This window comes from Kitasatospora sp. A2-31, from assembly GCF_022288725.1.
Taxonomy (GTDB): domain Bacteria; phylum Actinomycetota; class Actinomycetes; order Streptomycetales; family Streptomycetaceae; genus Kitasatospora.
Genome location: NZ_JAKNTA010000015.1, coordinates 13,936 through 37,924, shown reverse-complemented (window position 1 = coordinate 37,924; position 23,989 = coordinate 13,936). Strand labels below are relative to the sequence as shown.

The 23,989-nt window shown below is 73.7% G+C and carries 19 protein-coding genes and 1 pseudogene; 16 read left to right on the top strand and 4 right to left on the bottom strand.

From position 1 onward, the window contains the following. Positions 1–16: 16 nt before the first annotated feature. Positions 17–159: pseudogene (locus MCM47_RS31695) on the top strand (IS5/IS1182 family transposase); the annotation flags it as partial. Positions 160–258: 99 nt separating this feature from the next. Here MCM47_RS31695 and MCM47_RS31690 read toward each other — a convergent pair. The 3 genes from MCM47_RS31690 to MCM47_RS31680 all read right to left on the bottom strand — a co-directional run bounded on the left by MCM47_RS31690 (position 259) and on the right by MCM47_RS31680 (position 3,246). Further along, the gene (locus MCM47_RS31690) at positions 259–984 is read right to left on the bottom strand and encodes an SDR family NAD(P)-dependent oxidoreductase (RefSeq protein WP_238865454.1); all 726 of its coding nucleotides are present in this window, start codon (positions 982–984) and stop codon (positions 259–261) included. A 280-nt stretch (positions 985–1,264) separates the two neighbouring features. Further along, positions 1,265–2,071: a thioesterase family protein gene (locus MCM47_RS31685; RefSeq protein ID WP_238865452.1), complete on the bottom strand. Its 807-nt coding sequence runs from the start codon at positions 2,069–2,071 to the stop codon at positions 1,265–1,267. Positions 2,072–2,520: 449 nt separating this feature from the next. Further along, positions 2,521–3,246 carry a TetR/AcrR family transcriptional regulator gene (locus MCM47_RS31680; protein ID WP_238865450.1) on the bottom strand — a complete coding sequence of 242 codons (726 nt, stop codon included), beginning with the start codon at positions 3,244–3,246 and terminating at the stop codon, positions 2,521–2,523. Positions 3,247–4,104: 858 nt separating this feature from the next. On the opposite strand from MCM47_RS31680, the gene MCM47_RS31675 reads away from it, so the two are divergent. The 15 genes from MCM47_RS31675 to MCM47_RS31600 all read left to right on the top strand — a co-directional run bounded on the left by MCM47_RS31675 (position 4,105) and on the right by MCM47_RS31600 (position 22,103). Continuing rightward, positions 4,105–4,893 carry a response regulator transcription factor gene (locus MCM47_RS31675; RefSeq protein ID WP_308222529.1) on the top strand — a complete coding sequence of 263 codons (789 nt, stop codon included), beginning with the start codon at positions 4,105–4,107 and terminating at the stop codon, positions 4,891–4,893. A gap of 1,476 nt (positions 4,894–6,369) precedes the next feature. Beyond that, entirely contained in the window at positions 6,370–7,521 is a 1,152-nt protein-coding gene (locus tag MCM47_RS31670; protein ID WP_238865448.1) for a LeuA family protein, read from the top strand. 1,363 nt (positions 7,522–8,884) lie between these two features. After that, positions 8,885–9,070: a lysine biosynthesis protein LysW gene (locus MCM47_RS31665; RefSeq protein ID WP_238865446.1), complete on the top strand. Its 186-nt coding sequence runs from the start codon at positions 8,885–8,887 to the stop codon at positions 9,068–9,070. Positions 9,071–9,072: 2 nt separating this feature from the next. Beyond that, a complete protein-coding gene (locus tag MCM47_RS31660) occupies positions 9,073–9,924 on the top strand; it encodes a RimK family alpha-L-glutamate ligase (RefSeq protein ID WP_238865444.1) in 852 nt (283 codons plus the stop codon). Further along, the gene (gene argC / locus MCM47_RS31655; protein WP_238865442.1) at positions 9,921–10,976 is read left to right on the top strand and encodes an N-acetyl-gamma-glutamyl-phosphate reductase; all 1,056 of its coding nucleotides are present in this window, start codon (positions 9,921–9,923) and stop codon (positions 10,974–10,976) included. The genes MCM47_RS31660 and argC overlap by 4 nt, the downstream gene beginning before the upstream one ends. A gap of 188 nt (positions 10,977–11,164) precedes the next feature. Further along, positions 11,165–11,944: an acetylglutamate kinase gene (locus MCM47_RS31650; RefSeq protein ID WP_238865440.1), complete on the top strand. Its 780-nt coding sequence runs from the start codon at positions 11,165–11,167 to the stop codon at positions 11,942–11,944. Between the two features lie 11 nt (positions 11,945–11,955). Next, positions 11,956–12,522 (top strand): gamma-glutamyl-gamma-aminobutyrate hydrolase family protein, encoded by a 567-nt coding sequence (locus MCM47_RS31645; protein ID WP_238865438.1) that lies wholly within the window; start codon positions 11,956–11,958, stop codon positions 12,520–12,522. A gap of 687 nt (positions 12,523–13,209) precedes the next feature. Then, positions 13,210–14,325: a Glu/Leu/Phe/Val dehydrogenase dimerization domain-containing protein gene (locus tag MCM47_RS31635; protein ID WP_238865436.1), complete on the top strand. Its 1,116-nt coding sequence runs from the start codon at positions 13,210–13,212 to the stop codon at positions 14,323–14,325. Beyond that, a complete protein-coding gene (locus MCM47_RS31630) occupies positions 14,322–15,209 on the top strand; it encodes an AMP-binding protein (protein WP_238865434.1) in 888 nt (295 codons plus the stop codon). Before MCM47_RS31635 ends, MCM47_RS31630 begins: the two co-directional genes overlap by 4 nt. A gap of 251 nt (positions 15,210–15,460) precedes the next feature. Continuing rightward, complete coding sequence (locus tag MCM47_RS31625; protein ID WP_238865432.1) at positions 15,461–16,825, top strand: pyridoxal phosphate-dependent aminotransferase; 1,365 nt, start codon at positions 15,461–15,463, stop codon at positions 16,823–16,825. 132 nt (positions 16,826–16,957) lie between these two features. Continuing rightward, positions 16,958–17,854 (top strand): fumarylacetoacetate (FAA) hydrolase, encoded by an 897-nt coding sequence (locus tag MCM47_RS31620; protein WP_238865430.1) that lies wholly within the window; start codon positions 16,958–16,960, stop codon positions 17,852–17,854. 401 nt (positions 17,855–18,255) lie between these two features. Further along, positions 18,256–18,996 (top strand): SDR family NAD(P)-dependent oxidoreductase, encoded by a 741-nt coding sequence (locus MCM47_RS31615; RefSeq protein WP_238865428.1) that lies wholly within the window; start codon positions 18,256–18,258, stop codon positions 18,994–18,996. A gap of 1,046 nt (positions 18,997–20,042) precedes the next feature. After that, positions 20,043–20,801 carry a DUF6461 domain-containing protein gene (locus tag MCM47_RS31610; protein WP_238865426.1) on the top strand — a complete coding sequence of 253 codons (759 nt, stop codon included), beginning with the start codon at positions 20,043–20,045 and terminating at the stop codon, positions 20,799–20,801. Between the two features lie 82 nt (positions 20,802–20,883). Continuing rightward, positions 20,884–21,642, top strand: a complete 759-nt coding sequence (locus tag MCM47_RS31605; protein WP_238865424.1) for an HAD family hydrolase — start codon at positions 20,884–20,886, stop codon at positions 21,640–21,642. Next, on the top strand, positions 21,639–22,103 hold the full coding sequence (locus MCM47_RS31600) for an NUDIX domain-containing protein (protein ID WP_238865422.1): 465 nt from the start codon (positions 21,639–21,641) through the stop codon (positions 22,101–22,103). The genes MCM47_RS31605 and MCM47_RS31600 overlap by 4 nt, the downstream gene beginning before the upstream one ends. 419 nt (positions 22,104–22,522) lie before the next feature. Here MCM47_RS31600 and MCM47_RS31595 read toward each other — a convergent pair whose 3' ends face one another. After that, positions 22,523–23,800 carry an MFS transporter gene (locus MCM47_RS31595; RefSeq protein ID WP_374209241.1) on the bottom strand — a complete coding sequence of 426 codons (1,278 nt, stop codon included), beginning with the start codon at positions 23,798–23,800 and terminating at the stop codon, positions 22,523–22,525. Positions 23,801–23,989 lie beyond the last annotated feature (189 nt).

The following is a 23,989-nucleotide window of genomic DNA, read 5'->3' as shown; positions in this document are numbered from 1 at the left end:
AGAGACCTCTCGGTCGCTGGACGACTGCGCGCCGGTGGACGGCTCGCACGTCCGGGCCCTCAAAGGGGGGACCTTGTCGGCCCCTCGCCCGTCGACCGCGCCCGTCCCGGCTCCAAACGCCATGTGATCGTGGACCGTTGTGGCACCCCGCTCGCCGTCCAGTACTGCCCGCACCTGATCGACGGCTGCTTCACCCGGGCCGGCCTGGACACGAACGACTGCTCCGAGCCGACACCGACATCACGAATTCCAGGTCAGTCAGCGCCCTGCCAGGGCGCCGCCGTTGACGTGCAGGGTCTGGCCGGTGATGTGGGCGGCGGCGGGTGAGGCGAGGAACAGTGCCGTGCCGGCGATGTCCGCGGGGTTGCCGGCGCGGCCGTTGGCGGTCTGGACGAGGAGGGCGGCACGTCGCTGGGGGGTCATGCCGCCTTGGAAGAAGTCGGTGGACTCGATGTAGCCGGGGGCGATGACGTTGGCGGTGATGCGGTCCTTGCCGAGTTCCTGGGCGATGGTCAGGTTCCAGGCTTCGACGGCGGCTTTGGCGGCGCCGTACGAGCCGGAGCCGCCGCGGTGGGCCGCGATGGAACTGATGCTCACCACGGTTCCTCCCGCTGCCAGGCGCGGCCGCAGGGCGGTGGTAACCAGGACGGCGGAGAGCACGTTGGCGTCGAGGTTCGCGCGCCAGGCCGCGGCGACGGCGTCCAGCCCGGTGGGCTCGTCGGCCCCGATGTCGGTGTTGCCGCCGGCATTGTTGACCAGCACGTTCACGCGGGCGGGCAGGGCGTCGAGCGCTGCCTGAACCTGCACGGGGTCGCTCGCGTCGAAGGCGACGGCGCGCACGTTCACGCCGAGCTGTGCACTGGTCTGCTCCAGCACGTCCTTGCGGCGTCCGGTGATCACCACCTGGTCGCCTTGGGCGGCAAAGGCCTCGGCGACCGCTCGACCGATCCCGGTACCGCCACCGGTCACCACAATCTGACGCATCCCCACCCCCGCGTTCGGCATTCGACGTGCTGGGGACGCTACCACCGTGGCCACCCCCACAACGACCGGACCAGCCACACCGGAGCTGCCACACCGGCATCAACTGCATCGGCCGCCCCGGTACCGAGGGCACCGGCTCGCGCGGGCGTGCGGCCGCACCCGACTGCACCGGCCGTGTCGGGGTCGGAGTTGGTGGGATCGTCAGGTCAGGGGCTCCTGGTGTCCCCGGGGGTCGGTGGTTGCGGTCCGGGGCCGGCGTCCGGTGGGCGGGGCCGATGGGTCAGGTGGTTCTCTGGGGGCGCACGGTGAGGATCTGTTCGGCGCGGCCGAGGGGGCCGTGCTGGTCATGCAGGACGGTGCTCGTGATGCCGTGGCCGGTGGGGCCGAAGCTGACGCTGGTGTCCAGGCCGGTCCAGCTGCCCTCGGGGCGGCGGAAGAAGTGGATCGTCAGGTCGGTATTGGGGAACATCCACTCGGTGGGTGGTTGGCGTGCGGCGATCCCGTTGGCGGTGTCCACCAGGGCGACGAAGGAGGCGTGCGCGGTACTGGGTTCCCCGGCGACCAGCTCGAGGGGGGTGGTGATCCAGGCGGTGGCCCGGCCCGGGGCGCTCTCGCGGCGGCGGACGTCGATCGAGGCGATGTAGCCGCCGCCCCACATCGCGCTCATCGTCCAGGGCTCCAAGTCCTTGGGCGCCGGGATACGGCTCTCATGGGTGCCGGCGACGGCGGCGGTGTCGAGTTCGGCGAGGAACCACGCGCGGGCCCGGACCACGGCGCGGTCGCCGATCACCACGGTCGCCTCGACCAGCTCGATGGTGCGTCCGGGCCGGACGGTTTCCACCGCGATCTCGCACTCCTCCAGGGCGATCAGGCCGAGTATGTCGAAGCTGATCCGGGCCAGGACCAGGCCGGCGTCGCTGCCGTGGCGGGCCCGGTGGCACTCGATCGCGTGGACGATCAGACCGCCCAGCGGGCTGAAGTGCTGCTCGTCGCGGTGCCAGGCGCCCTGGGCGTGGAGGGTGGGCTTGAAGCGGTCCTCGCCGGTGCGCTGGTAGTAGCTGTCGGGCACGGCGGTGGGGGTGGTCACGTGCGCTTCTCCTTGCTCCGATCGCCGGGCGCCCAACGGGCCGCTGCCGAGGCACGGCGGGCCCCGTGCCCGCGCCCATGATCGTAAACGGGCCGGACCGCCCCGGGAGCACGACGGTGACACATCCCACACCGCCACCCCGCCCGACCGCCCGCCCGACCGCGCGACGCTCTCACCGGCGACCGTCCGCCCGACCGCCTGAGGGCCCACCGACGCCACGCCGTCCGTGCGAGGGCCCGACCGTGCGCGGGGCCGGGCGCGGGGGCGCCGGGTGGGGTGGTGGGTGTGGCCCTGGCCGTGTGGTGGGTGGGGCCGCTCGTGTGTGGTCCGTGGCTGGGGTGCGGGTCGGCGGTGCGTGGCGGCGGCGGGTGCTCGCCGCCGCGCCGGCGTCCGTCGTTGGCTTCCGGTGGGCGCGTCCGGGTGTGTCCTGCGCGCGTATGCCCGGGTGTCTATCGGCTGCTGGGAGTGCGGGTGTCGGCGCCTGTACCGGCACCTGTACCGGCACCTTGAGCGGTGCCTGTATCGGGGCGGGGGTGGGGGTGGGGGGGGGGGTGGTGGGGGGTGAGGCCGTTCAGGAGGAGGTTGAGGGCTTGTTGGAGTTCGGTGTCCAGGCGGCCGCGGGCGCGGTCGGCGGTGGGGTGGCTCCAGCGGTGGAGGGTGCCGATGTAGAGGTCGCGTAGGGCGCCGGCGATCTGTTCGGTGCTCGCGGTGGTGTGGATCTCGCCGCGGGTGCGGCCTTGTTCGACGATGTCGGTGAGGATGGCGCCCAGGGGCGGGCCGGGTTGCAGGAGGCGCCCGGTCTGGATCCAGGCGGTGAGCATGGCGGCGCTCAGCTCGGGTTCCTCCTCGTTGAGGTCGCTGAGGGTGGACATGCACGCGCGCAGTGCCCCGGCCGTGTCGGGGGCGTTCTGGAGCCGGGGCGCGAGGCGGCGGTGGAGCTTGCGCACGCGTTCCTGCGTCCAGATGTTGATCAGGCACTCCTTGTGCGGGAAGTAGTTGAAGAACGTGCCGCGCCCGATGCCGGCCTGCGCGGCGATCTGGGCGACGGAGGTGTCCGCGTAGCCCTGGCGGCTGAAGAGGGCGACCGCTGCCGCGTAGACGTGCTCCCGGGTGCGCTCCTTCTTGCGCTCGCGTCGCGGCGCGACGGGCGCTGCTTCGTCCGAGGGCTGGCGCACGGGGCCTCCACTGCATCGACTTCTTTGCATGTTGGTTCACGATTACCCTCTCATACAAACATGGATCTGAGTGCATTTCATGGACGGGTGGCAGCATCCCGGCCGGGCGGGCCCCGATCGGGCGATGGCACGCCAGCTCCGGCCGTACGGTGGGACATTGATGAACCGTGATCCATCTTTAGTCTGTGGCCATGAAACGGACTAGAGTGTATGTTTGAATCATGGGCCGCCAGGGGCAGGGCGGGCCGGTCGATCCTGGGCAGGGGAGGGCATGGTGACGCTCCATCAGGCGTGCGCCGGAGACGTCCGCCACGCCGCGCCGCCGCTGTCCCGGGGGCTTGTCGCCCGTACCACGCGCACCGCCCCTACCGGCTCCACCGCCCGCATCGTCCCTGCCGTCCGCATCGTTCGCATCCTCTGCAAAGTCGGCATCGCGGGTGCCGCGTGCGCGGTGCGGGCTGCCCGTGCCGCCCACACGGTCCGGGCCGCCCGGGCCGGGGGTGCGCTGCGGCGTCGCACCGCCGGCGCGTCCGGGCGCCGGCGGCGGGCGGTCGTCCCGTCGGTTCGGTCCATGACCTCGTACACGTCCATCACCGGCCCGGAGGCGTTCCGGACGGTGGCCGCCGAGCGGATGGCGCGCGGCGCCAGGGCGATACCCACACACGCCCGACTGGCTTACCAATCCCCGGGGGAGCAATGACTCAGATGACGTATCAGGTGCCCAGAACCGGGACGCGTTCGGCCCACCGGGCGCGTGCGTGCCACCCGGTGGCCGGGGCGGCGCCGGCCGCTCTCACCTCCTCGGCGGTGACGGCCTCCCCGGCCCCGGCGGCCACAGGCACCCTCACACCCACCACCGTGCGGCCCGCCAGCGTGGCGCCCACCACCGTGCGGCCCGCGGCCCTGCGGCCCACCGCCGTGCCGCCCACGGCTTCGTCGCCCGCGCAGGGACAGACACAGACACAGGCACAGGCGCAGGGCTCGGGGGTGGTGTCGGTGCTGGTCGTGGCGGGTGACGCCGCGGCCGCGCAGCTACGGGTGCGGGACCTGCAACGCCAGGGCTACACGGTGAGCAGCGTCGACACCGGCGCCAAGGCGCTGGCCGCGCACCAGAGTTACGACATGGTCCTGCTCGACCTCGACCTGCCTGACCTCGACGGCCTGGAGGTGTGCCGGCTGATCCGCCGCACCGGGGACAAGCCGATCATCTCCATCGCCACCCGCGACACCGAGCTCGACCGGGTACTGGCCCTGCAGGCCGGAGCGGACGACTGCGTCCTCGCCTCCTGCGGGATCCGCGAGATGCTGGCACGCATCGAAGCGGTGCTGCGCCGTGCCCATCCGCGCCCGCAGGTCTCCCACACGATCTCGCTCAGTCCGCTGCACATCGACGGCACGACGCGTGAGGTGCGGTTGGACGGGCGGCCGGTGGTGCTGACGGCCAAGGAGTTCGACCTGCTGCACACCCTGGCGGCCGATCCGAAGACCGTGCTGTCCCGCAAGGAGCTCATGGCCCGGGTGTGGGACACCACGTGGGCGGCGTCCACCCGCACTATCGACACCCATGTGAGCAACCTGCGGGCCAAACTCGGCGGCAAGTGGATCATCACGGTCCACGGCGTCGGCTACCGTCTGGGCCGCGGCTGACCCCGCCCGCGACCCGGCCCCGCCCGCCCCGGGTCCCGGGTCCGGTCCCGTGCCGGGTGTCGGCCGTAACCCGCCGGGCAACCCGCCCGCTCCCGGCGGCCCCGGCGGCCACCCGGCCCGGGCCGGGTGGCCGCCGTCCATTGTGTCCGCTCCCGCTCCGCACCACCGCACCACCGCACCACCGCACCACCGGTCCGTACCTGGGTCGTGTGTGGGCGTCCCACTGGCCCGCACCCGTGGCCCGTACCTGGGCCGCCCTGGCCCGTGTGTGGCCGGCGTGTGGGCGTCCCACCGGCCCGTACCTGCGTCCGGGTCGGGTCGCCTGCGGCCCGGGCAGTTCTTGCCCTGTGTCCGGGTCAGGCAGTGCTCGGCGTGGGGCGTGCAGTCTCCGGCCCGGCATCCCTACTGAGCGGGGGTGCCGGGCCGGCTGCCTGGCGGTGGCGGTGGCGGCCGATCGGTGAGTCTGTCACGGGGCGGCGGGTTCGCCAGGTCCTGACGGTGGCCGGGCCGTCGCTCCGGCCGGGCGGGGTGTGGGCCGGGCGGGGTGTCGGCCCTGTCGCTCGTCCGTGCCCGCTCACGCCGCCGGTCGAGACCGGCACCGATTCCTTCCCTCGCGCGAGCGCCATCGTCGAGCGCAACGCCGCCACCGCATCCTGACCGGCCCCGGCCCGGGCCGGGTTGCCCGGCCGAGGCCGCCGGGTTCCTCCGAGGCCCGTGCGGCTTCCCCGCCTCGGCCGTTGAGCACGTCGAGCAGGCAGTGAACGGCCACGTCGGCTTCGATACCTTGGTGGAGTGGGTCGTCCGTCTTCCTGGAGATCCTCCTTGTCGCCGGGGCGGGACTGACGTCTCGTCACTGTCTCGTGGTCGGTGTGGAGCTCCACGGCGTCCGCCCGGCCGCGTTCAGCTCGCTTGGCCTGTTTGGCCCGTGCCTGTTGCGCCTGTTGTGCTGATCTGTTCCGCCTGGGTGGGGCCCTTGGCCCTCACTGCGGGTCTTGTGCGTGTGGGGTGAGGGGGGTGGGTTCCGGGGCCGTGCGCTGTGGTGTCGGTGGGGCGGTTTCGAGGGTGGTGGCGGTGGGGAGATCGGCGCCACGGCATGCCCGGGCCGGGCTGCCGCGGGTGGATGGCATGCGGCCGTCGGCGGGCGGCGGGGAGTCGTTCCCGGGCGGGGAGTCGGCCGGGTGGGGAGTCGGTCCGGGGTGTGGGGAGTGGGCCCGGGGTGGGGGGGGTGGGTTGGGTGGTTCCCGGCCCGGGGGGTGTTTTGGCAGGGCTGAAACGGCTTGTGACGTTCGCTGACAGTCCTTGACAAAGCCCGACACGGGGAACGTTGCCGGCCCTGGCCGGGGCCGACAGGATGGTCATCAGCGCACCGCACCACCGCGCTTTGGCTCGATCCCCTCGCCCGTCTAAGAGGGGCGGGAATTCAGTCCAGAGCCCGATCCGGGGGTATCCGCCCGGATCCAGGAGGAGGGAACGGCAATGGCAACATCAGAGCACGGGGACACACTCCCGATACTGCCGCACATATCCGACGCGACGCTGCGGGATTCCGCTCACATGGCAGGTGTGGAATTCGGTCCCAGGGATGCGGCCCGTATCGCGGACTTGCTGGTGAGGACGGGCGTCGACCTGGTCGAGGTCGGGATGGTCGCCGGGGCGAACTCCAAGGACGCCGACCTGGTCCTGGCCACCCACGAGGCCGTCGGCCCGCAGCGCAGCATGACTCTCGTGGTGGTGCGTGACCGCCAGCAGGTGGCGAGCGCCCTCGACGAGGCCGAGCGCCTGGGCGTCCGGCACATCATGTACTCGATCCCGACCTCGGAGCAGCACGCCCGTCTCAAGCTCGGCTCGCCGAGCGCCAAGTTCCTGCAGACGCTGGCCCGTTCCGCGATCACGCAGGCCAAGGAACGCGGCTTCCATGTCACCTTCAGCGGCGAGGACGGCGCCCGCACCCCGGCCGAGCGCCTGGTGCCCTACGTGGCGGCGGGCTTCGAGGCCGGCGCGGACCGCTTCCGTCTCGCCGAGACCGTCGCCTACCTGTCGCCCTGGCAGATGGAGGAGGTGATCGCCGACCTCACCGCGATCGACGGCTCCGAGATCGAGATCCACTCCCACAACATGCTGGGCATGGCGGTCGCCAACTCCCTGGCCGCGGTGCGCGCCGGCGCCCGGTGGATCTCCGCCACCGTCGGCGGCATCGGCGAGCGCGGCGGTAACGCCCCGCTGGCGGAACTGCTCACCTCGCTGCGCGTCATCCACGGCGACACCCGTTTCGACCTCTCGCACCTGACCGAGTTGTCCAAGGTCGCGCTCAAGGGCGCGGGCCTGGGCGAGGCGTTCCAGTCCGGCCCGACCACCCCGCACTCCTTCGCCTACGAGCTGCCCGGCCAGCTCACCCACCCCGAGGCGTACGAGACGCTGCCCGCCGAGCTCGTCGGCAACAGCCGTGAGCTGCTGGTGCGTACCCGTCTGACCCCGGCGCTGGTGAAGTGGGCGCTGGCCGACTCCGGCGTGTTCGTCGACGTCGAGGCGTTCACCCCCTGGCTGGTCAACCGTCAGGAAAGCAACGGCGCGCCGCTGCTGGACCGCGACGCGATCCGCAAGGCCGCCATCGAGTTCCAGGCCGCCTGACCCACCCCCCGGATCCACCCAGTCCGCCCCACCCCAGACCGCCCCACCCGAGGCAGCCCACCACGGCAGCCCCACCACAGCGGTCCCACCACGGCAGCCCCACCACAGCGGTCCCACCACAGCAGTCCCACCACAGCGGTCCCACCCGCAGTACCCCCGGGCGTGACCTCCGCACGGGACGGGCCACGGCAGATCCCCTGCTCCGCTGCCACGTAGCAGCGCTGTCCGGGCCGGAACCCGTACCGGCACGCGCCCCCATGTGCGGGGCTGGCCGAGGCAACCCGCCTGCACCGTAGCCGGGTTGCAGGCCTTCCACCCCCCGACACCCCCGACAACCCCCCCGGATCCCCACACCTCGATCCCCACGCCTCGATCCCTGCGCCTCGATCCCTGCGCCTCGATCCCTGTGCCTCGATGGCTGTGCTGCGGGCCGTGGGCCGTGCGGGACGGATCCCGCCGGCACCCCACGGCCGGTCACGGACCCCGGCCGAGAGGCCAGGCGCCGGACCGGACGGGAACCGGAGCCAACCCTTCACCACCACGCACACGGCTACATCGCGAAGCCGCGCCGCATCGGGCGCACCGGCACGGCCGGCGGCCCAACCGCGGCCCGCCTGCAGCCGTTCGGGCACCCGGACACCCACCCCGGCCCCGACACAAGCCGCACCACCGCACCACCGGCACCACCGCACCACCGGCACCACCGGCGCCACCGCGTCACCGGCACCACCGGCGTCACCGCACCACCGCACCACCGGCGTCACCGCGCCACCGGCGTCACCGCGTCACCGCGTCACGGCGTCACCGGCGCCACCGCACCACCGGCACCACCGCATCACTGGCACCACCGCATCACTGGCACCACCGCACCACCGCGCCACCGCACCACCGCGCCACCGGCACCACCGGCGCCACCGCACCATCGGCACCACCGCATCACCGGCGCCACCGCACCACCGGCACCACCGGCACCACCGGCGTCACCGCGCCACCGCGCCACCGCACCACCGGCACCACCGGCACCACCGGCGTCACCGCGTCACCGCGCCACCGCGCCACCGCATCACCGGCGCCACCGCACCACTGGCGCCACCGCATCACTGGCGCCACCGCACCACCGGCGTCACCGGCGTCACCGCGTCACGGCGTCACGGCGTCACCGGCGTCACCGGCGTCACCGCATCACCGGCGTCACCGGCGTCACCGGCGTCACGGCGTCACCGCGTCGCCGGCGTGACCGGTCCGTTGGCGTCACCGGCGTCACGGCGTCACGGCGTCGCCGGCGTGACCGGTCCGCTGGCGTGATCGGTGTGCCTGTATCACCGTTGTCCGTTCTTCAGCCTCACCTTCTTGGAGTCCTCTGATGTCCACCGCCACTCTTTCCGGTGTCTGCCCCGAGTGCGAGACCGACCTGACCGTTCCGCCGGTCGTCCAGGGCGAGACTCTGGCCTGCCCGGAGTGCATGCTGACCCTGCGCGTGGAGGACGTGCAGGGCGGCCAGCTGACCCTGCAGATGGTCGAGGTCCAGCTCCGCGACTGGGGCCAGTAAACATGGCCGCCAACGTCGCCATCGTCGCGGACCGGATCAGCTGGGAGGAACGCGAGCTGATCAAGGCCGGCCCCGCCCTGGGACTGAGCGTCGACTGGCTCAACGACGAATCCCTGTGCCTGGGCGGCCTGAACGCCGCGGCCATCCACCACTACGACGCCCTGCTGGTCCGCAGCCGTAGCTACACCCGCGGCGGACTGATCGCCACCCTCGCCGAGGCCGCCGGTATCCCGGTCCTCAACACGGCCCGTGCCATCAACGCCTGCGAGAACAAGGCGCTGCTGCGCACCGTGCTGCGCGGCGCCGGCGTGCCGGTGCCCGACTACCGCCTGGTGCTGTCCCGTAAGGACTTCGCCAAGGCACTGGAGGAGATCGGCACACCCGTCGTCCTCAAGCCGATCTTCGGCGGGATGGGCAAGCGCGTCACCCTGATCCGCGACAGCGACACCGCCCACTCCGTCTACGACTACGTCGAGGACCTCGGCCACGCCTTCGAACAGGCCTGCCTGGTCGAGCCGTTCCTCGCCGCCGGCAGCTCAGTGCGCTGCCTGGTCGTCGGAGGCGAGATCGTCGCCGCGGCCGAGTTCTCCAGCGCCGGCACCGACTGGCGCAGCAACGCGGCCCTGGGCAACCAGTCCAGCGCGCTCGCCCACGACCCCGACCTCGTCAAGATCGTCGACGCTGTCGTCGCCGAACTCGGTGCCGGAATCTACGGCGTCGACCTGTTCCGCACCGACGAAGGCCTCGTCGTCAACGAGGTCAACCACGCCCCCGCCTTCAAGGGCGTGGCCTCCACCACCGCGGCGGACATCCCCACCGCCATCGGCTCGTACGTCCAGGAGATCCTCGCATGATCCGAGCAGGTGTCGTCGGAGCCTCCGGGCTCGCCGGCGGCGATCTGATCAGGCTGATCACCCAGCACCCCGAGATGGAACTGGCCTTCCTCGGGGGTTCCTCCAACATCGGCCGCCGCCCGGCCGAACTCCACGCCAACCTGCGCCTGGACCTTGGCCTGACCGTCCAGCCGGTCACCGAGGAGGCCGTCGCCGACGTCGACGTCCTCTTCCTGGCCACCCCGGCCCCGGTCTCCGCGCAGTTGTCCGAACTGCTCGCCGACAAGGTCGCCACCATCGTCGACCTCTCCGGCGCCTACCGCATCCGCACCCCCGAGCTCCACGACCGCTGGTACCCCAAGGTCCAGCGGACCACCGACCTCGCCGACCGCTTCGTCTACGGGGTCCCCGAGCTCGTCAAGGACCAACTGCCCGGCGCCCGGCTGATCTCCATCCCCGGCTGCTACGCCACCGCCCTGACCGTCAGCCTCGCCCCGCTCACCCTGGGTCTGGGCCTGCACCTGAAGACCGTGGTCGTGGACGGCAAGTCCGGCTCCAGCGGCGGCGGCCTGCAACTGCGCACCGCGGACCTGCACCCGTTCCGCAGCGGGGCGATCGCCCCCTACGCGCCGACCGGGCACCGTCACGCCGCCGAGGTCGCGGACTTCCTGGAACGCGGCAAGCAGGGCAGCATCGACTCGCTGACGATGTCCGCCTACGGCGTCTCGCACGTGCGCGGCCTGCTGACCAGCGCGTACGTGTTCACGGACGAGCCGGTCACCCAGCGGGACCTGCAGCGGGCCTACACCCGCTTCTACAAGGAGCACCGGTTCGTGCGGGTGCGCCGGCACAACGAGACGCTGATCCCGGTGCCGGACCCGCAGGCCGTCCTCGGCTCGAACTTCTGCGACGTGACGGCCCTGCACGACGAGGAGGGCGGGCGCATCGTCGTCCTCGCCGCCCTCGACAACCTGATCAAGGGCGCCGCGGGACAGGCCCTGCAGGCCGCGAACATCCGCTTCGGCCTGCCGGAGGAGAGCGGCCTGACCATGCAGCCGGTGATGCCCGCATGAGCCCGAACACGAACCCGAACCCGGACACGCACCCGAACCCGAACCCAAACACGCACACGGCCGCGAACCCGGACACGCACGCGAACCCGGACACGCACACGGCCGCGAACCCGGACACGCACGCGAACCCGGTCGCGAACCCGGACCCAGGCGCGGACACGGGCGGGGGCGGGGGCGGGGCGGTGGTGGTGCCCACCGTCGTCAAGCTCGGCGGCAGCTGCCTGGACGGCCTCGCCGACGCCTGGTGGGACGACCTGGCCGCCTACGGCCGCACCCACCCGCTGATCCTGGTGCACGGCTGGTCCAAGCCGCTGCGCGAGCTCAACCCCCGCTACACCGAGCCGTCGGCGATCCTGCGTGACCGCTACGGCAACCAGAGCCGCTGGACCACGCCCGAGGTCATCGCCGACATCAAGACCGTCAGCGCGGCCATGGCCGAGGAGGTGTTCGCGCGTCTTTCGGCCCGCGGCATCACCGGTGAGCGACTGCTGGGCAGCGAGGGCCTGGTCAAGGCCGGGGCGGGCGAGCGCTGGTGGTGGCGCGACAAGCAACTCGTCGAGCTGGACAACCTGGTCGGCCCGATCACCGGCGTCGACCCGGCGCCGCTGAAGAACCTCCAGGCCGGCCACGCCTACCTGGTGACCCCGCTCGCCCGCAACGAGGCCGGCCAGGAGATCAACACCGACGCCGACCGGGCGGCCGCCGCGATCGCCGGCGCCGCCGGCGCCGCCGACCTGGTCCTGGTCACCGACGTCGCCCACCTGCTCATCGACGGCGAACCGGTCAAGCGGATCAGCGCCGCGGACGCGGCCGCGTTCCGCGACAAGGGCGCCACCGGCGGCATGCGCAAGAAGCTGCGCGCCGCGGGCGAGGCCCTGGAGGCGGGCGTGGAGCGGGTCGTCATCGGCAGCGCCAGCGTGTCGGACCTGCTCCAGGCCCGCACCGGCACCGTCATCACGCGAACCTGAGGAGCACGCCCGTGGCGCAATCCCGAGTGCTAGTGGTCAACAACGGCACCCTCTCCCTCAAGCAGCTCCGCCAGCGCTTCGAGGACCTGGGCTCGGAGACCGACGCCGTGCGCGCCGATTCCGTGCCCGCCAAGCTCGACGGCCGCTACCAGGCCATCGTGCTCAGCGGCACCAAGGTCAGGGCCTACGACACCGAGTTCTACAAGCCGCTCATCGACCTGGTCATGAACGCCGACGTCCCCGTCTTCGGGATCTGCGGCGGCATGCAGATCATCGCCGTCGCCAACGGCGGGCGCCCGGCCGACGGGCCGCAGCGCGTCGGCGGCTACGAGGTCCAGGTCGACAAGGAAGAGGCGCTCTTCACCCACGTGAAGCCGACCGTGACGGTCTTCCACCGCCACACCCTCTACCTGCAGGAGGCCCCTGCGGGCTTCCGCTCCATCGGACGCTCCGAGCACGCGCCCGTGGAGTTCCTGCGCTCCGACGACGGCCGCATCCACGGCTCCCAGGCCCACCTGGAGTTCCGCAGCGACGGCATGGAGATCCTGCGCGGCTTCGCCCAGCTCTACCAGCAGTAACCCGCACCGACCCGGGTGCCGACCCGGGTGCCCACCCGCACCACCGGTCCCGCACGGCCCGCCAAGCCCGGCACGGCCCGGCACGGCCCGCCAAACCCGGCACAGCACGGCCCGGCACGGCCCCCGGCCGGGCCCGGCCCGGCCCGGCACGGCCCGCCAAGCCCGGCACGGCCTGCCAAGGCCCGGCAAGCCCGGCACGGCCTGCGAAGGCCCGGCACGGCCCAGCACGGCCTGGCACGGCCCCCGGCCGGGCCTGGCCCGGCCTGGCCAGGCCCGGGCCGGCCCGGCACGGCCCGCCAAACCCGGCACGGCCCGGCACGGCCTGCGAAGGCCCGGCACGGCACGGCCTGCGAAGGCCCGGCACGGCCCGGCCCTGTCAGGCCCGGCACGGCCCGGCCCTGTCAGGCCCGGCACGGCCCGGCCCTGTCAGGCCCGGGCCGGCCCGGGCCTGGACCCCTGGGGGGAGACCAGCACCGGCCCCGCACGGCTCCACCCCGCCCCGCCCGCCCCCGGGCCCGGGGCCGGGGCCCTGGAGACCAGCACCGGCCCCGCACGGCTCCACCCCTGCCCCCGGCCCCGGGCCGGCCCGTACAGCACCGCACCACCCCATCGACGGCCGCCGCGCGCCGCCCCACAGGGGCGCGCGGCGGGCCCGCCTCGGCTACGACGTATCCAAGGAAACGGCACATGAGTGATCTGGAAAAGCAAGACCCCGCCTTCACCGTCCACCTCAACGGCAGCGGCGGCGACATCAAGGGCTGGGTGGTCGTCGACTCGCTGTACAACGGCCTGGCCATGGGCGGCACCCGCATGACCCCCGGGGTCACCGAGGAGGAGGTCGCCGGCCTCGCCCGCGACATGACCCACAAGTTCACCCTCGCCGGCCTGCCCATCGGCGGCGCCAAGGCCGGCATCGTCTCCGACGGCACCGACCGCGAGCGCACCTTCCGCACCTTCGGCCGCACCGTCAAGCCCCTCCTGCACGGCGGCATCCACCTGGGCATCGACATGGGCGTCACCCCCGGCGACCGCGCGATCTTCTTCGACGAGGCCGGCTACGACCCCCGCTACCGCCTCGGCGCCCCCGACATGCCCATCGACTGGCGCACCTACTACGAGCCGCTGATCGACGCCACCGGCCACGGCGTGGGCGTCGCCGCGATCACCGCCCTCGAGGCCGGTGCCCGCACCGAGCCGGCCCGCGTGGTCATCCAGGGCTTCGGCGCGGTGGGCCGCGCCGTCGCCGAGTTCCTCCAGGCCCGCGGCCACGTCATCGTCGGCGTCGCCGACATCGCCGGCACCATCAGCGCCGAGCGCCTGCCGGTCGCCGACCTGATCGCCATCACCGACGAGTTCGGCCGCATCGACCGCTCCCGCCTGCCCCAGCACGTCACCGTCTCCACCGAGCCCGACGCCTGGCTCGACGTCGACTCCGACCTGCTGATCCTCGCCGCCCAGAAGCACGCCCTCAACGACGACAACGCGCACCGCCTGCGCGCGGGCCTGGTCGTCGAAGGCGGCAACATCTCCTCCACCGAGCAGGCCCGCGAGAAGCTGCGCGCCTGCGGCGCCACCCTGGTGCCCGGCGTCATCTCCAACATCGGCGGCGCCGGCTCGGCCGCCCTGGCCGTCACCCGCGTCGTCCCCTTCGAGCTCGGCCACGAGGCCCGCAAGGCCTGGGTGTTCGACTGGGTCGCCGACACCGTGCGCCGCAACACCCGCGACCTGCTGCAGATCGCCGCCTCCCGGGCCGGCGACCCGCTGCCCGAACTGCTCGACACCCGCCGCAAGGAGCGCCGGTGACCGCCACCACCACCGCCGTGCACACCGGCCTGACCTCGGCCACCACCGAGGACCGCGCCGCCGAGTACCGCCGCCGCGGCTGGTGGCGCGACGAGACGTTCCTGGACGACCTGCGCCGCCAGGCCGCCAAGCGCCCGCACAAGCTCGCCATCGCCGCCCGCCGCCTGGCCGACTCGCGTACCGACACCCTCGACTACGCCGAACTGGCCCGTCTGACCGACCGGTTCGCCGGCGCCCTGCTCGAACTCGGCGTCCGACCGGGCGACTTCGTCGCAGCCCAGCTCCCCAACCGCTGGGAGATCGTGCCGCTGATGTTCGCCTGCATGCGGGTCGGCGCGGTCATCTGCCCCATCGCCCCGGTCTGCCGCGAGGACGAACTGCGCCACCGCCTGGCCCTGACCGAGGCCACCGTGTGCATCACCGTCCCCGAATGGGACGGCTACCCGCTGGCCGCCACCGTCCTGGCCCTCAAGGACGAACTGCCGCTGGAACACGTCGTCGTCCTCGGCGGCCACGCCTTCCAGGACGCCATCGACTTCCACGACCACTTCGTCGCCGTCCCCCACGAGAAGCACTACGAGGGCCGGCTCGACGGACGCGAACTGGGCCCCGACGACCCGTTCGTGGTGCTGTTCACCTCCGGCACCACCGGCGAGTCCAAGGGCGTCCTGCACAGCCAGAACACCGTCCACTCCGGGGTGCGCGGCTACGTCGACACCTTCATGCTCGGCGACGACCTGGTGGCCACCGTCACCAGCCCGCTCGTGCACTACTCCGGCTTCGGCCAGGGCGTCCTGGCCGGCGTCATGCTCGGCGGCACCATCGCCTTCCAGGACGCCACCGACAACCCCGGCCTGCTGGACCTGTCTCTTATACACATCTAGATGTGTATAAGAGACAGACCCAGCACCAGCCCAGCACCACCCCGCACCACCCAGCACCACCCCGCACCAGCCCAGCAGCACCCCGCCACCGAACCACCGCGCGCCGCACCCCCGTTGCCCCGCCCCTGCCGCCCCGTCGCCCCTGCCGCCCCGTCGCCCCTGTCGCCCTGTCGCCCCTGCCGTCCTGCCGCCCCTGCCGCACTTGCGCCGACCGGCCCCGGCCGCCCGAGCCCGACCACCTGGAGCCCACCATGCCCGAACCCGTGCCGGTGACCATGTCGGCGACCCTGGCCGCCGACGCCGAGATGGCCCGCCGCCGCCGCGCCGGCGAACAGGTCCTCTCCCTGGCCAGCGGAGAGATCGGCCTGCCCGTCCTGCCCGAACTGCGCGAACGCCTCGCCGCCGCCGCCCACCGCAACACCTACGGCCCCGTCGCCGGCAGCCCCGCCCTGCGCGAAGCCGCCGCCGGCTACTGGGAGCGCCGCAACCTGCCCACCGACCCGGACCTCGTGGTCTGCGGCCCCGGCAGCAAGCCCCTGCTGTTCGCCCTCATGCTCGCCATCGGCGGCGACGTCATCGTCCCCGTCCCCAGCTGGGTCAGCTACGCCACCCAGGCCCGCATGGCCGGCGCCCGGCCCCTGAACGTCCCCACCCTGCCCGGCCAGGGCGGCGTCCCCGACCCCGACGCCCTGCGCGAGGCCGTCACCACCGCCCGCGCCGCCGGACGCAACCCCCGCAGCGTCGTCGTCACCCTCCCCGACAACCCCACCGGCACCATCGCCCACCCTGACACCCTGCGCCGCCTCGCCCAGGCGGCCCGCGACCTGGACCTGGTCATCGTCTCCGACGAGATCTACTGCGACCTCGTCTACGACACCCCCGCCGGCCCTGCCCTCTCCCCGGCCGCCCTCGCCCCCGAACGCACCGTCGTCACCACCGGCCTCACCAAGAACCTCGCCGTCGGCGGCTGGCGCACCGGCATCGCCCACCTGCCCGACAGCGCCCTGGGACGCGCACTCCACACCCGGCTGACCGCCGTCGCCAGCCAGCTCTGGTCCTCCACCACCGCCCCCGTCCAGGACGCCGCCGCCTACGCCCTCACCGAACCGCCCGAGATCCTCGCCTACGTCGCCGCCGCCCGCCGCCTGCACGAGAGCGTCGTGCGCCAGGCCGCCCGCCACTTCACCGCCGCCGGCGCCCAGGTCGAACCCGTCCGCTCCACCTGCTACCTCTACCCGAGCTTCGAACCGCTGCGCGCCCACCTGCACGCCGCCCACGGCATCACCGGCGCCACCCAGCTCGCCACCCACTTCGCCCAGCACTACGGCGTCGGCCTGCTGCCCGGCACCGCCTTCGGCGACAGCGACGACCTCCTGCGCATCCGCACCGCCACCAGCCAGATCTACGGCACGACCGAAGCCGAGCAGACCACCGCCCTCACCAGCCCGGCCCCCCTCGACCTGCCCTGGATCAAAGCCGCCCTCGACCGCCTCGCCGACGTCCTCACCGACCTCACCGGCAACCCCGTCCCCCACCACGACACCCCCACCCAGACCACCCCCACCCAGACCACCCCCACCCAGACCGCCCCCGCCCCCGCCCCCGCCCACGCCTGAGCCGCAGCCGCGCCTGAGCCGCAGCCACCGCCCACGCCACCGCCTGAGCCGCAGCCGCGCCTGAGCCGCAGCCCCGCAGTCCCTCCTTCACCCGCCCCCGATTCCCGACCCAACCGCGGAGGTCCACGCCCCATGTCCGTCATCGTCAGCGAGTACACCTACCGCGGCCGGCGCTACGTCAGCCTCGGCATCCCCACCCCCGGCGAGCCCCAGACCCTCCACCACGTCGCCGACGGCGCCCTGCGCGCCGCCTTCCTCACCGACGCCGGCCCCGAGGCCGTCACCGCCCTCGTCGAGGCCGCCGAAACCCTCACCGTCACCGCCGGCGACCCCGAACTCCAGCCCCTGCCCCCGCTGCTGCCCACCACCGCCGGCGGCCAGGCCCTCGTCAGCGGCTTCCTCGGCACCCACAAGGCCAAGTCCGAAGCCATCGTCGGCTACAACGACCAGCCCCCCGTGCCCAAGTGGTTCTTCAAGGGCCTCGGCTCCTGGCTGCGCCTGCCCGGCCAGCCCCTGGTCGTCCCCGCCGAACCCGTCATCATCATCGAGGAAGCCGAAATGGCCCTCGTCTACGTCAACGACGACCAGGGCGTCCCGCACTACGCCGGCTACACCTTCGGCAACGACCTGTGCGACATCGGCCTGCACCGCATCGACCCCGGCTACACCTCCTCCGGCAAGCTCTGCGACACCGCGTTCTCGCCCCACCTCTTCCTCGGCGAGCCGCCGCGCGCCGCCACCGGCCGCGTCACCATCGAGCGCGACGGACAGCCCGCCTGGGAAGGCAAGTTCGACTGCGGCGCCGACGCCCTGTGGTTCCGCGTCGAGGACCTCGTCGACCGCGCCTTCTCCTTCCCCGCCCTGCGCCGCCCCGGCCTGGTCAACTACGTCCTCACCGGCGCCGACCTGTCCAGCTTCCACGACGGCTTCCACCTCACCGACGGCGACCACATCGTCATCGACATCGCCAGCCACGGCGTCGTCCTGTCCAACCCGCTCCAGTTCGGCGGCACCACCTCGTCCCTGTGACCGGGCCCGCCCCCGCCCCCACCAGGTGACCCCCGAACCCGACCCGGAACCCGCCCCCGGGCGCCCGGGGCCGGCAGGTACCGGCCCGCGGCTGCGCCTGCTCGCCGCACGCCTGCGCACGGCCCTGAACCGCGGCATCACCGCCGCCGCCACGCCCGCCACGGCCGCCGCACCGCCACCCCGCACGGGCCCCGGACCCGGCCCCGGACCCGGCCCCGGCCCCGGACCCGGCCGTGGGCCGGGCGGTGGGCCGGGCGGTCGGCGCCGCGGGCGGGCCCCTTCGAACCACCCGCCGGCGCTGCCGGCCAGGCCGGTCCGACCCCGGCTTGACCCTCACATTAATGGAAAGGTTTCAGTATCCCGTCATGACGAACAGCAAGCCGTCTCTTGGAGGTAGTGCAGTGAGTGACCTGACCGGCAAGGTGGCCCTGGTGACCGGCGGCAGCCGCGGCATCGGCGCGGCGATCGCCAAGCGCCTGGCCGAGGCGGGGGCGTCGGTGGCCGTCACCTACGTCAACGCCGAGGAGCAGGCCCGCGAGGTCGCCAAGCAGATCGAGGCGGACGGCGGCACGGCCCTGGTCATCCAGGCCGACCTGACCCGGCCCGCCACCGCGGCCCAGGCCGTGGAGCAGACCGTGCGCGAGCTCGGCGGCATCGACATCCTCGTCAACAACGCCGGCTTCCTCGCCTACGGCCCGCTCGGCGAGATCACCCCCGAGGACATCGACCGCGTCCTCGCCGTCGACGTCACCTCGATCATCCTGGCCGCCCAGGCCGCCGCCCCCAACCTCGGCCGGGGCGGACGCATCATCAGCGTCGGCTCCTGCTTCAACGGCCGTGTCCCGGGCGGCAACTTCGTCCTCCAGGCCACCGCCAAGGCCGCCCTGGTGGGCCTGACCAACTCCCTGGCCCGCGAGCTCGGCCCGCAGGGCATCAACGTCACCACCGTCGACCCGGGCCCGATCGACACCGACATGAACCCCGCCGACGGCGACACCGCCGACTTCCAGCGCGGCCTCACCGCCCTGGGCAGCTACGGCAAGGCCGAGGACATCGCCAACGCCGTCGCCTTCCTCGCCGGCCCCGGCGGCAACTACATCACCGGCACCGCCCTCGCGGTCGACGGCGGCTACACCACCTGACGGCGATCCGTCGCCCTTCCCCGGGGGTGACGGCATCGCAGCGAACGAGGCTCCCCGGCAGTCGGAACGAGGCGTGCGACCTCCCCCCGACCCCCGGGGAGCCTCGCCGCACCCCGGCACCCCCCGGCACCCCCCCCGGCACCCCCCCCGACACCCCCCGGCACCCCCCCCGGCACCCCCCGGCACCCCGCGCAGGCCCCGTGCAGGTCCCGTGCAGGGCCGGCCCGCGGGCTCAGCGCCCCGCCAGCAGCCGCCCGCTCACCGCACCCGCCGCCCCGCCCGCACCCATCTGCGCGCCCCGGGCCGTCGGTGACGGCGCACCGCACGTCGAACTCCCGGTCCCCGGCCCGCGCCCACGCCGCCGCGTCGCGCTCCCGGCCGAGGAAGCACGACCCGTGCGGCGACAGCGCCATCAGCACCTGCGCGCCGCTCCCCTCGGCGGTGAGCGTCACCAGCCCGCCGTCGTCACCCGCCATGAACCCCGCCATCGCGCGCAGCACCGCCAACGCCCACACCAACGTCGCCAGTTCGACGTCCACCCGGGTCTCGACGTCGACGGCGAGCGAACCCCTCTCCTCGTCGAACGCCAACGCCAGCGCCCCCAGCCCGTCGTCGAGACCGCACAGCAGACCCGCGTCGTCACCGCCCCCCGCCCGCCGGCCAGGCATCGCCCTCCCGCACGGCCGCGGCCCGACTTGGCGCGGTAGTACCGCCGCAGGCCGTCCTCACCCCACGACTCGCACAGACCGGCCCACTCCCGCAGCACCCACGCCGACGCCGCCACCACCGGCGCCCGCAGCCACGCCCGCACCCCCGGCCCCGCGATCTGGGCCGCCGCCACCCCCACCGACTGCGACATCCCGCCCCTGCCCGCACCCCGGGCACCCCGTGGCCACCGCCTACCGGGCCTGCCCCGGGCGGACCGTGCCGAGCCCGTCCGGCACCCCCGTCCCGACCGTCCATCCTCTCGCGTGTCGGAGCCGCCCCCTAGAGTCGGCACCCACACCGCAGGAGCGCTGCGGTACGGCACGAGGAGGGGAGATGTCGTGGGCGACGGAATCCGGTGGCTGCCCGAGGGCGGCGAAACGGGCTACCTGTCCGGCGTGACCATGGCCCGCGGCATCGACGCGCAGGAACTCGCGCTGCGCATGGGCGCCCAGCCCGGGACGGGAACCGAGCCGATCACCCATGCCGAGGTGCTCCAGCTGGACATGCTGATCTACCGGCCGGGGGACAGGGGCGACGGCATCGTCCGGATCGGCGAGCACGCCGGGTGGGCGTTCGCCTTCGAGTACGGCGACTCCACGGGGTCCGAGCGCCTGGAGGAGATCTCCCGCGACGGGGTCGAGGTCGTCCACTACACCCCGGTCAGGGAACATCCGCCCGCCCTCGTCTGCTACGCCCGCGACGGCCACCACATCTGCGGATTCGGCCTCGGCGAAGAGAGCACCCGCTGGGGCGAGGAGCCCGACCTGCTCCTGCCCGCCCTCGTCGCCGCCGACATCCTGGACCCCGACGGGACCACCTACCGGCGCCCCGACGACGAGCACCACACCGCGCGCAACCGCCGCACCCTCGCCGTCGTCGAACAGCACTTCGGCCTGGACCTGCCCCAGGCCCTCCTCACCCACGCCCTGCTACCGGCCTACGCCGTCATGGGAACCCCCGACATGACCACCGAGGACCCCGACTTCGACGCCGCCTGCGCCTGGGCCACCGCCAACGGCCACCCGCTGCCCACCGGCCGGCTGCGCCTGCTCCCCGACGTCACCCGGCAGGCCTACCGGTGGGCGATGCGGCACTGACCCACCCGCCCCGCACCCCCGCGGACCCCCTCGAAGCCCATCGGGGTCGACCAACCGCACCGGCAGACACCAGACTTGACGGATGCCGACACCGCCGCTCCTTCCTCCCCCCTCGGACCTGCGTGCCGTGCTCCTCGACTCCGGGGGCGTGCTGATCCGCCCGATCGGCGGCCGCTGGAACCCGCGGGCCGACTTCGAGCAGACCGTCCTGACCCGCCGGCCGGACCTCACACCCGCCCGGTTCGCCGAAGCCGTCGCCACCGGCGACCGCTTCCTCGACGCCGCCCCCACCACCCCCGACCCCGACGACTACCACCGCGTGCTGCTCCACGCCCTCGACGTGGACCCGGACCCGCACCTGCTCGCCGACCTGCGCCGCGACGTCCCCGCCCCCACCGTCCTGGAGACCTACCCCGACGTCGCACCCACCCTCGACGAGCTGCGCCGGCGGGGCGTACGGATGGCGGTGGTGTCCGACGCCTGGCCCAACCTGCCCCGCCTGCACGAGGAACTGGGCATCGGGCACTTCTTCGAGGCCTACGCGATCTCGGCCGAGCTGGGCTGCAACAAACCGGATCCGCGCATGTACCACCACGCCGCCACCGCACTGGGCCTCGCACCCGCTCAGTGCCTGTTCGTCGACGACGACCCCCGCCTGGTCGCCGCCGCCCTCGACCTCGGCTACGCAGGACGCGCACTGTGCCGGGAGCCCGCCGCCGGTGACCCGCCGCCCACGGGCGTGGCGGCGATCGCGTCCCTGACGGACCTGCTGGACCTGCTGCGGCCCACACCGCCACGCCCCGCCGCCGGCCGGCCACCGGGCCCGATGAGGACACCATGACGAGCCCACCCAGAATCCGCGTCGCCGCCGACGTGATCCGCCGACGCGCCGTCCCCGAGCTGCTGGTCTTCGACCACGCCGGCCTGCCGCAGGCGGGCACCCAGGTCCCCGCCGGGGGAGTGCAACCCGGTGAGAGCCCACAGGAGGCGGCGCTGCGGGAAGTCATCGAGGAGACCGGACTGTTGACGGCCACCGTGGTCGGGATCGTCACGACGGACGGGCGCCCCCACCCCGACACCGGGCAGCCGCGGCACACCACCTTCCTCCACCTGCGGGTACCCCGCGATGCCCCCGACGCCTGGGAACACCGCGTCCACAGCGGCGGCGACGACGCCGGCCTCGTCTTCGCCTGCCGCTTCCTCCCGCTGCCGCTGCGCCACCCGCTGGCCGACGCCCAGGACGCCTGGCTGCACCGCATCGACCCGCGCTGGAGCACACCGGCCCCAGGTCCCCGCCAGTGAGCCGCCGCCCCGCCGCCCCGCCGCTGCGCCGCTGCGCCGCTGCGCCGCCGCCCCGCCGCTGCGCCGCCGCCCCGCCGCCCCGCCGCCCCGCCGCCGCTGCGCCGCTGCGCCGCCGCCTCGCCGCCCCGCCGCTGCGCCGCCGCCCCGCCGCCGCTGCGCCGCTGCGCCGCCGCCTCGCCGCCTCGCCGTCCCGCCGTGCCTGCCGGCGGAGTCGCCCGGGTACGACGAAAGCCGCGCGGGGCGCCGGCGATGGCTGCTGCACCATCGCCGGCGCCCCGCGCGGCTGTTCCCGGCGGCACCGACCCGGCCCCGGGGCGCGCCGCGAGAGGGGGCTTCGCGACGCGACGTCCCGGGCCGCGGTGTCGGTGCCGCCGGGCGCTGTGATGCCGGCCCCGCAGGGCCAGCGACATGACGTCGTGTCAGCTGGCGTCGAGGGCACGCCGGCCGGGGAAGCCGTGCACCCGGGCCGCGACCACCACGGCCAGGACCGGCACCAGCAGGCCGAACACCGTCCACGGCAGCGGCCCGGCCCCGGAGGAGTCCAGCAGCAGACCGCCGATGATGCCGCCACCGGCCATCGCCACGTTCCACAGCACCACCAGGATCGCCTGCGCCGCGTCCGCCGCGTCCCCGCCCGCCTGACCCGCGGCCGTCTGCAGCAGCGTGGGCACACCGCCCCAGCCCAGCCCCCACAGCGCGGCCGCCACGTACACCAGCGCGTGGGTGCCCGAGAACGCCCCCAGGACCGCGACCGCGACCCCGACCAGCAGCGTGCTCGCGATGGTCAGGTTCCGCAGGTGCCCCTGGATGTAGGTGCCGACCACCCAGATGCTCACCAGACACGCGACACCGAACACCAGCAGCGCCGCGTCCGTCTGGTCGCCCATCCCGGCGTGGTCGAGGAAGGAGGCGATGTACGCGTAGAGGATGGTGTGCGCCAGCACGAACACCAGCATCACGAACAGCACCGCCGTCACCCCCGGCACCTTCAACGTGCTGCGCACGGGGATCTTGCCGCCGCGCTCCTGCCCGGGGTAGTCGGGCACGATGGCCGTGATCCACACCAGCAGCAGCACGGTCAGTACGGTCATCACGAGGAACGCGGTCTGCCAGGACGCGACCTGGCCCAGGAACGTACCCGCCGGCACGCCGACCGACAGGGCCAGGGGGATGCCGGCCATCGCGATCGCGATCGCCCGGCCCTCCAGCGCGGGGGCGACCATGCGCCGGGCGTAGCCGGCCAGCAGCGCCCAGGCCAGGCCCGCGGCGACGCCGGCGAGGAAGCGGGCGGCCAGGGTGAGCGGGTAGTTCGACGACACGACGGTCACGGTGTTGGCGACCGCGAAGCCGCCCATGGCGGCCAGCAGCAGGCGCTTGCGCGACCAGCCGGCGGTCGCCGCGGACAGCGGGATCGTCGTCAGCACCGTGCCCAGCGCGTAGATGGTCACCGTCTGCCCGGCGGCCGACTCGCTGGTGTGCAGGCTGGAGCTCATCTCGGGCAGCAGCCCGGCGGGCAGCGTCTCGGTGAGGCTGGTGATGAACACGGCGACGGCCAGCGCGAGCAGAGCCGCCATCGGCAGCTTCTGGCCCTCGGCGGGCGCAGCGCCTACGGTGTCAGGCGCACCGGTGGTGCCCGGTGCCTCGGGGACGGGGGGTGCGGGGGTGGCGGTGCCGACAGACGGCTCGGTGCTCCTCATGACGGGATGCTGAAACCTTTCCATTAATGTGAGGGTCAAGTCCGGTAGGCGCGGGGTCGGGACGGGCGGCCCGCGGACCGGGCGAGCGGTTGCAGCGCCGCAAGGGGCCGTGCTCCCCGCCGCATCGCCGGGAACGAGGTGGCGTGGTCAACGTGACTGGATCCTGGGCTGGTCGAGGGCTTTGCGGAA

Coding starts and splice junctions, on each gene's coding strand:
- MCM47_RS31600 (WP_238865422.1), top strand. CDS start 21,639: ATGACGAGCCCACCCAGAATCCGCGTCGCCGCCGACGTGATCCGCCGA.
- MCM47_RS31690 (WP_238865454.1), bottom strand. CDS start 984: ATGCGTCAGATTGTGGTGACCGGTGGCGGTACCGGGATCGGTCGAGCG.
- MCM47_RS31635 (WP_238865436.1), top strand. CDS start 13,210: ATGAGTGATCTGGAAAAGCAAGACCCCGCCTTCACCGTCCACCTCAAC.
- MCM47_RS31605 (WP_238865424.1), top strand. CDS start 20,884: ATGCCGACACCGCCGCTCCTTCCTCCCCCCTCGGACCTGCGTGCCGTG.
- MCM47_RS31665 (WP_238865446.1), top strand. CDS start 8,885: ATGTCCACCGCCACTCTTTCCGGTGTCTGCCCCGAGTGCGAGACCGAC.
- MCM47_RS31670 (WP_238865448.1), top strand. CDS start 6,370: ATGGCAACATCAGAGCACGGGGACACACTCCCGATACTGCCGCACATA.
- MCM47_RS31595 (WP_374209241.1), bottom strand. CDS start 23,800: ATGAGGAGCACCGAGCCGTCTGTCGGCACCGCCACCCCCGCACCCCCC.
- MCM47_RS31625 (WP_238865432.1), top strand. CDS start 15,461: ATGCCCGAACCCGTGCCGGTGACCATGTCGGCGACCCTGGCCGCCGAC.
- MCM47_RS31660 (WP_238865444.1), top strand. CDS start 9,073: ATGGCCGCCAACGTCGCCATCGTCGCGGACCGGATCAGCTGGGAGGAA.
- MCM47_RS31620 (WP_238865430.1), top strand. CDS start 16,958: ATGTCCGTCATCGTCAGCGAGTACACCTACCGCGGCCGGCGCTACGTC.
- argC (WP_238865442.1), top strand. CDS start 9,921: ATGATCCGAGCAGGTGTCGTCGGAGCCTCCGGGCTCGCCGGCGGCGAT.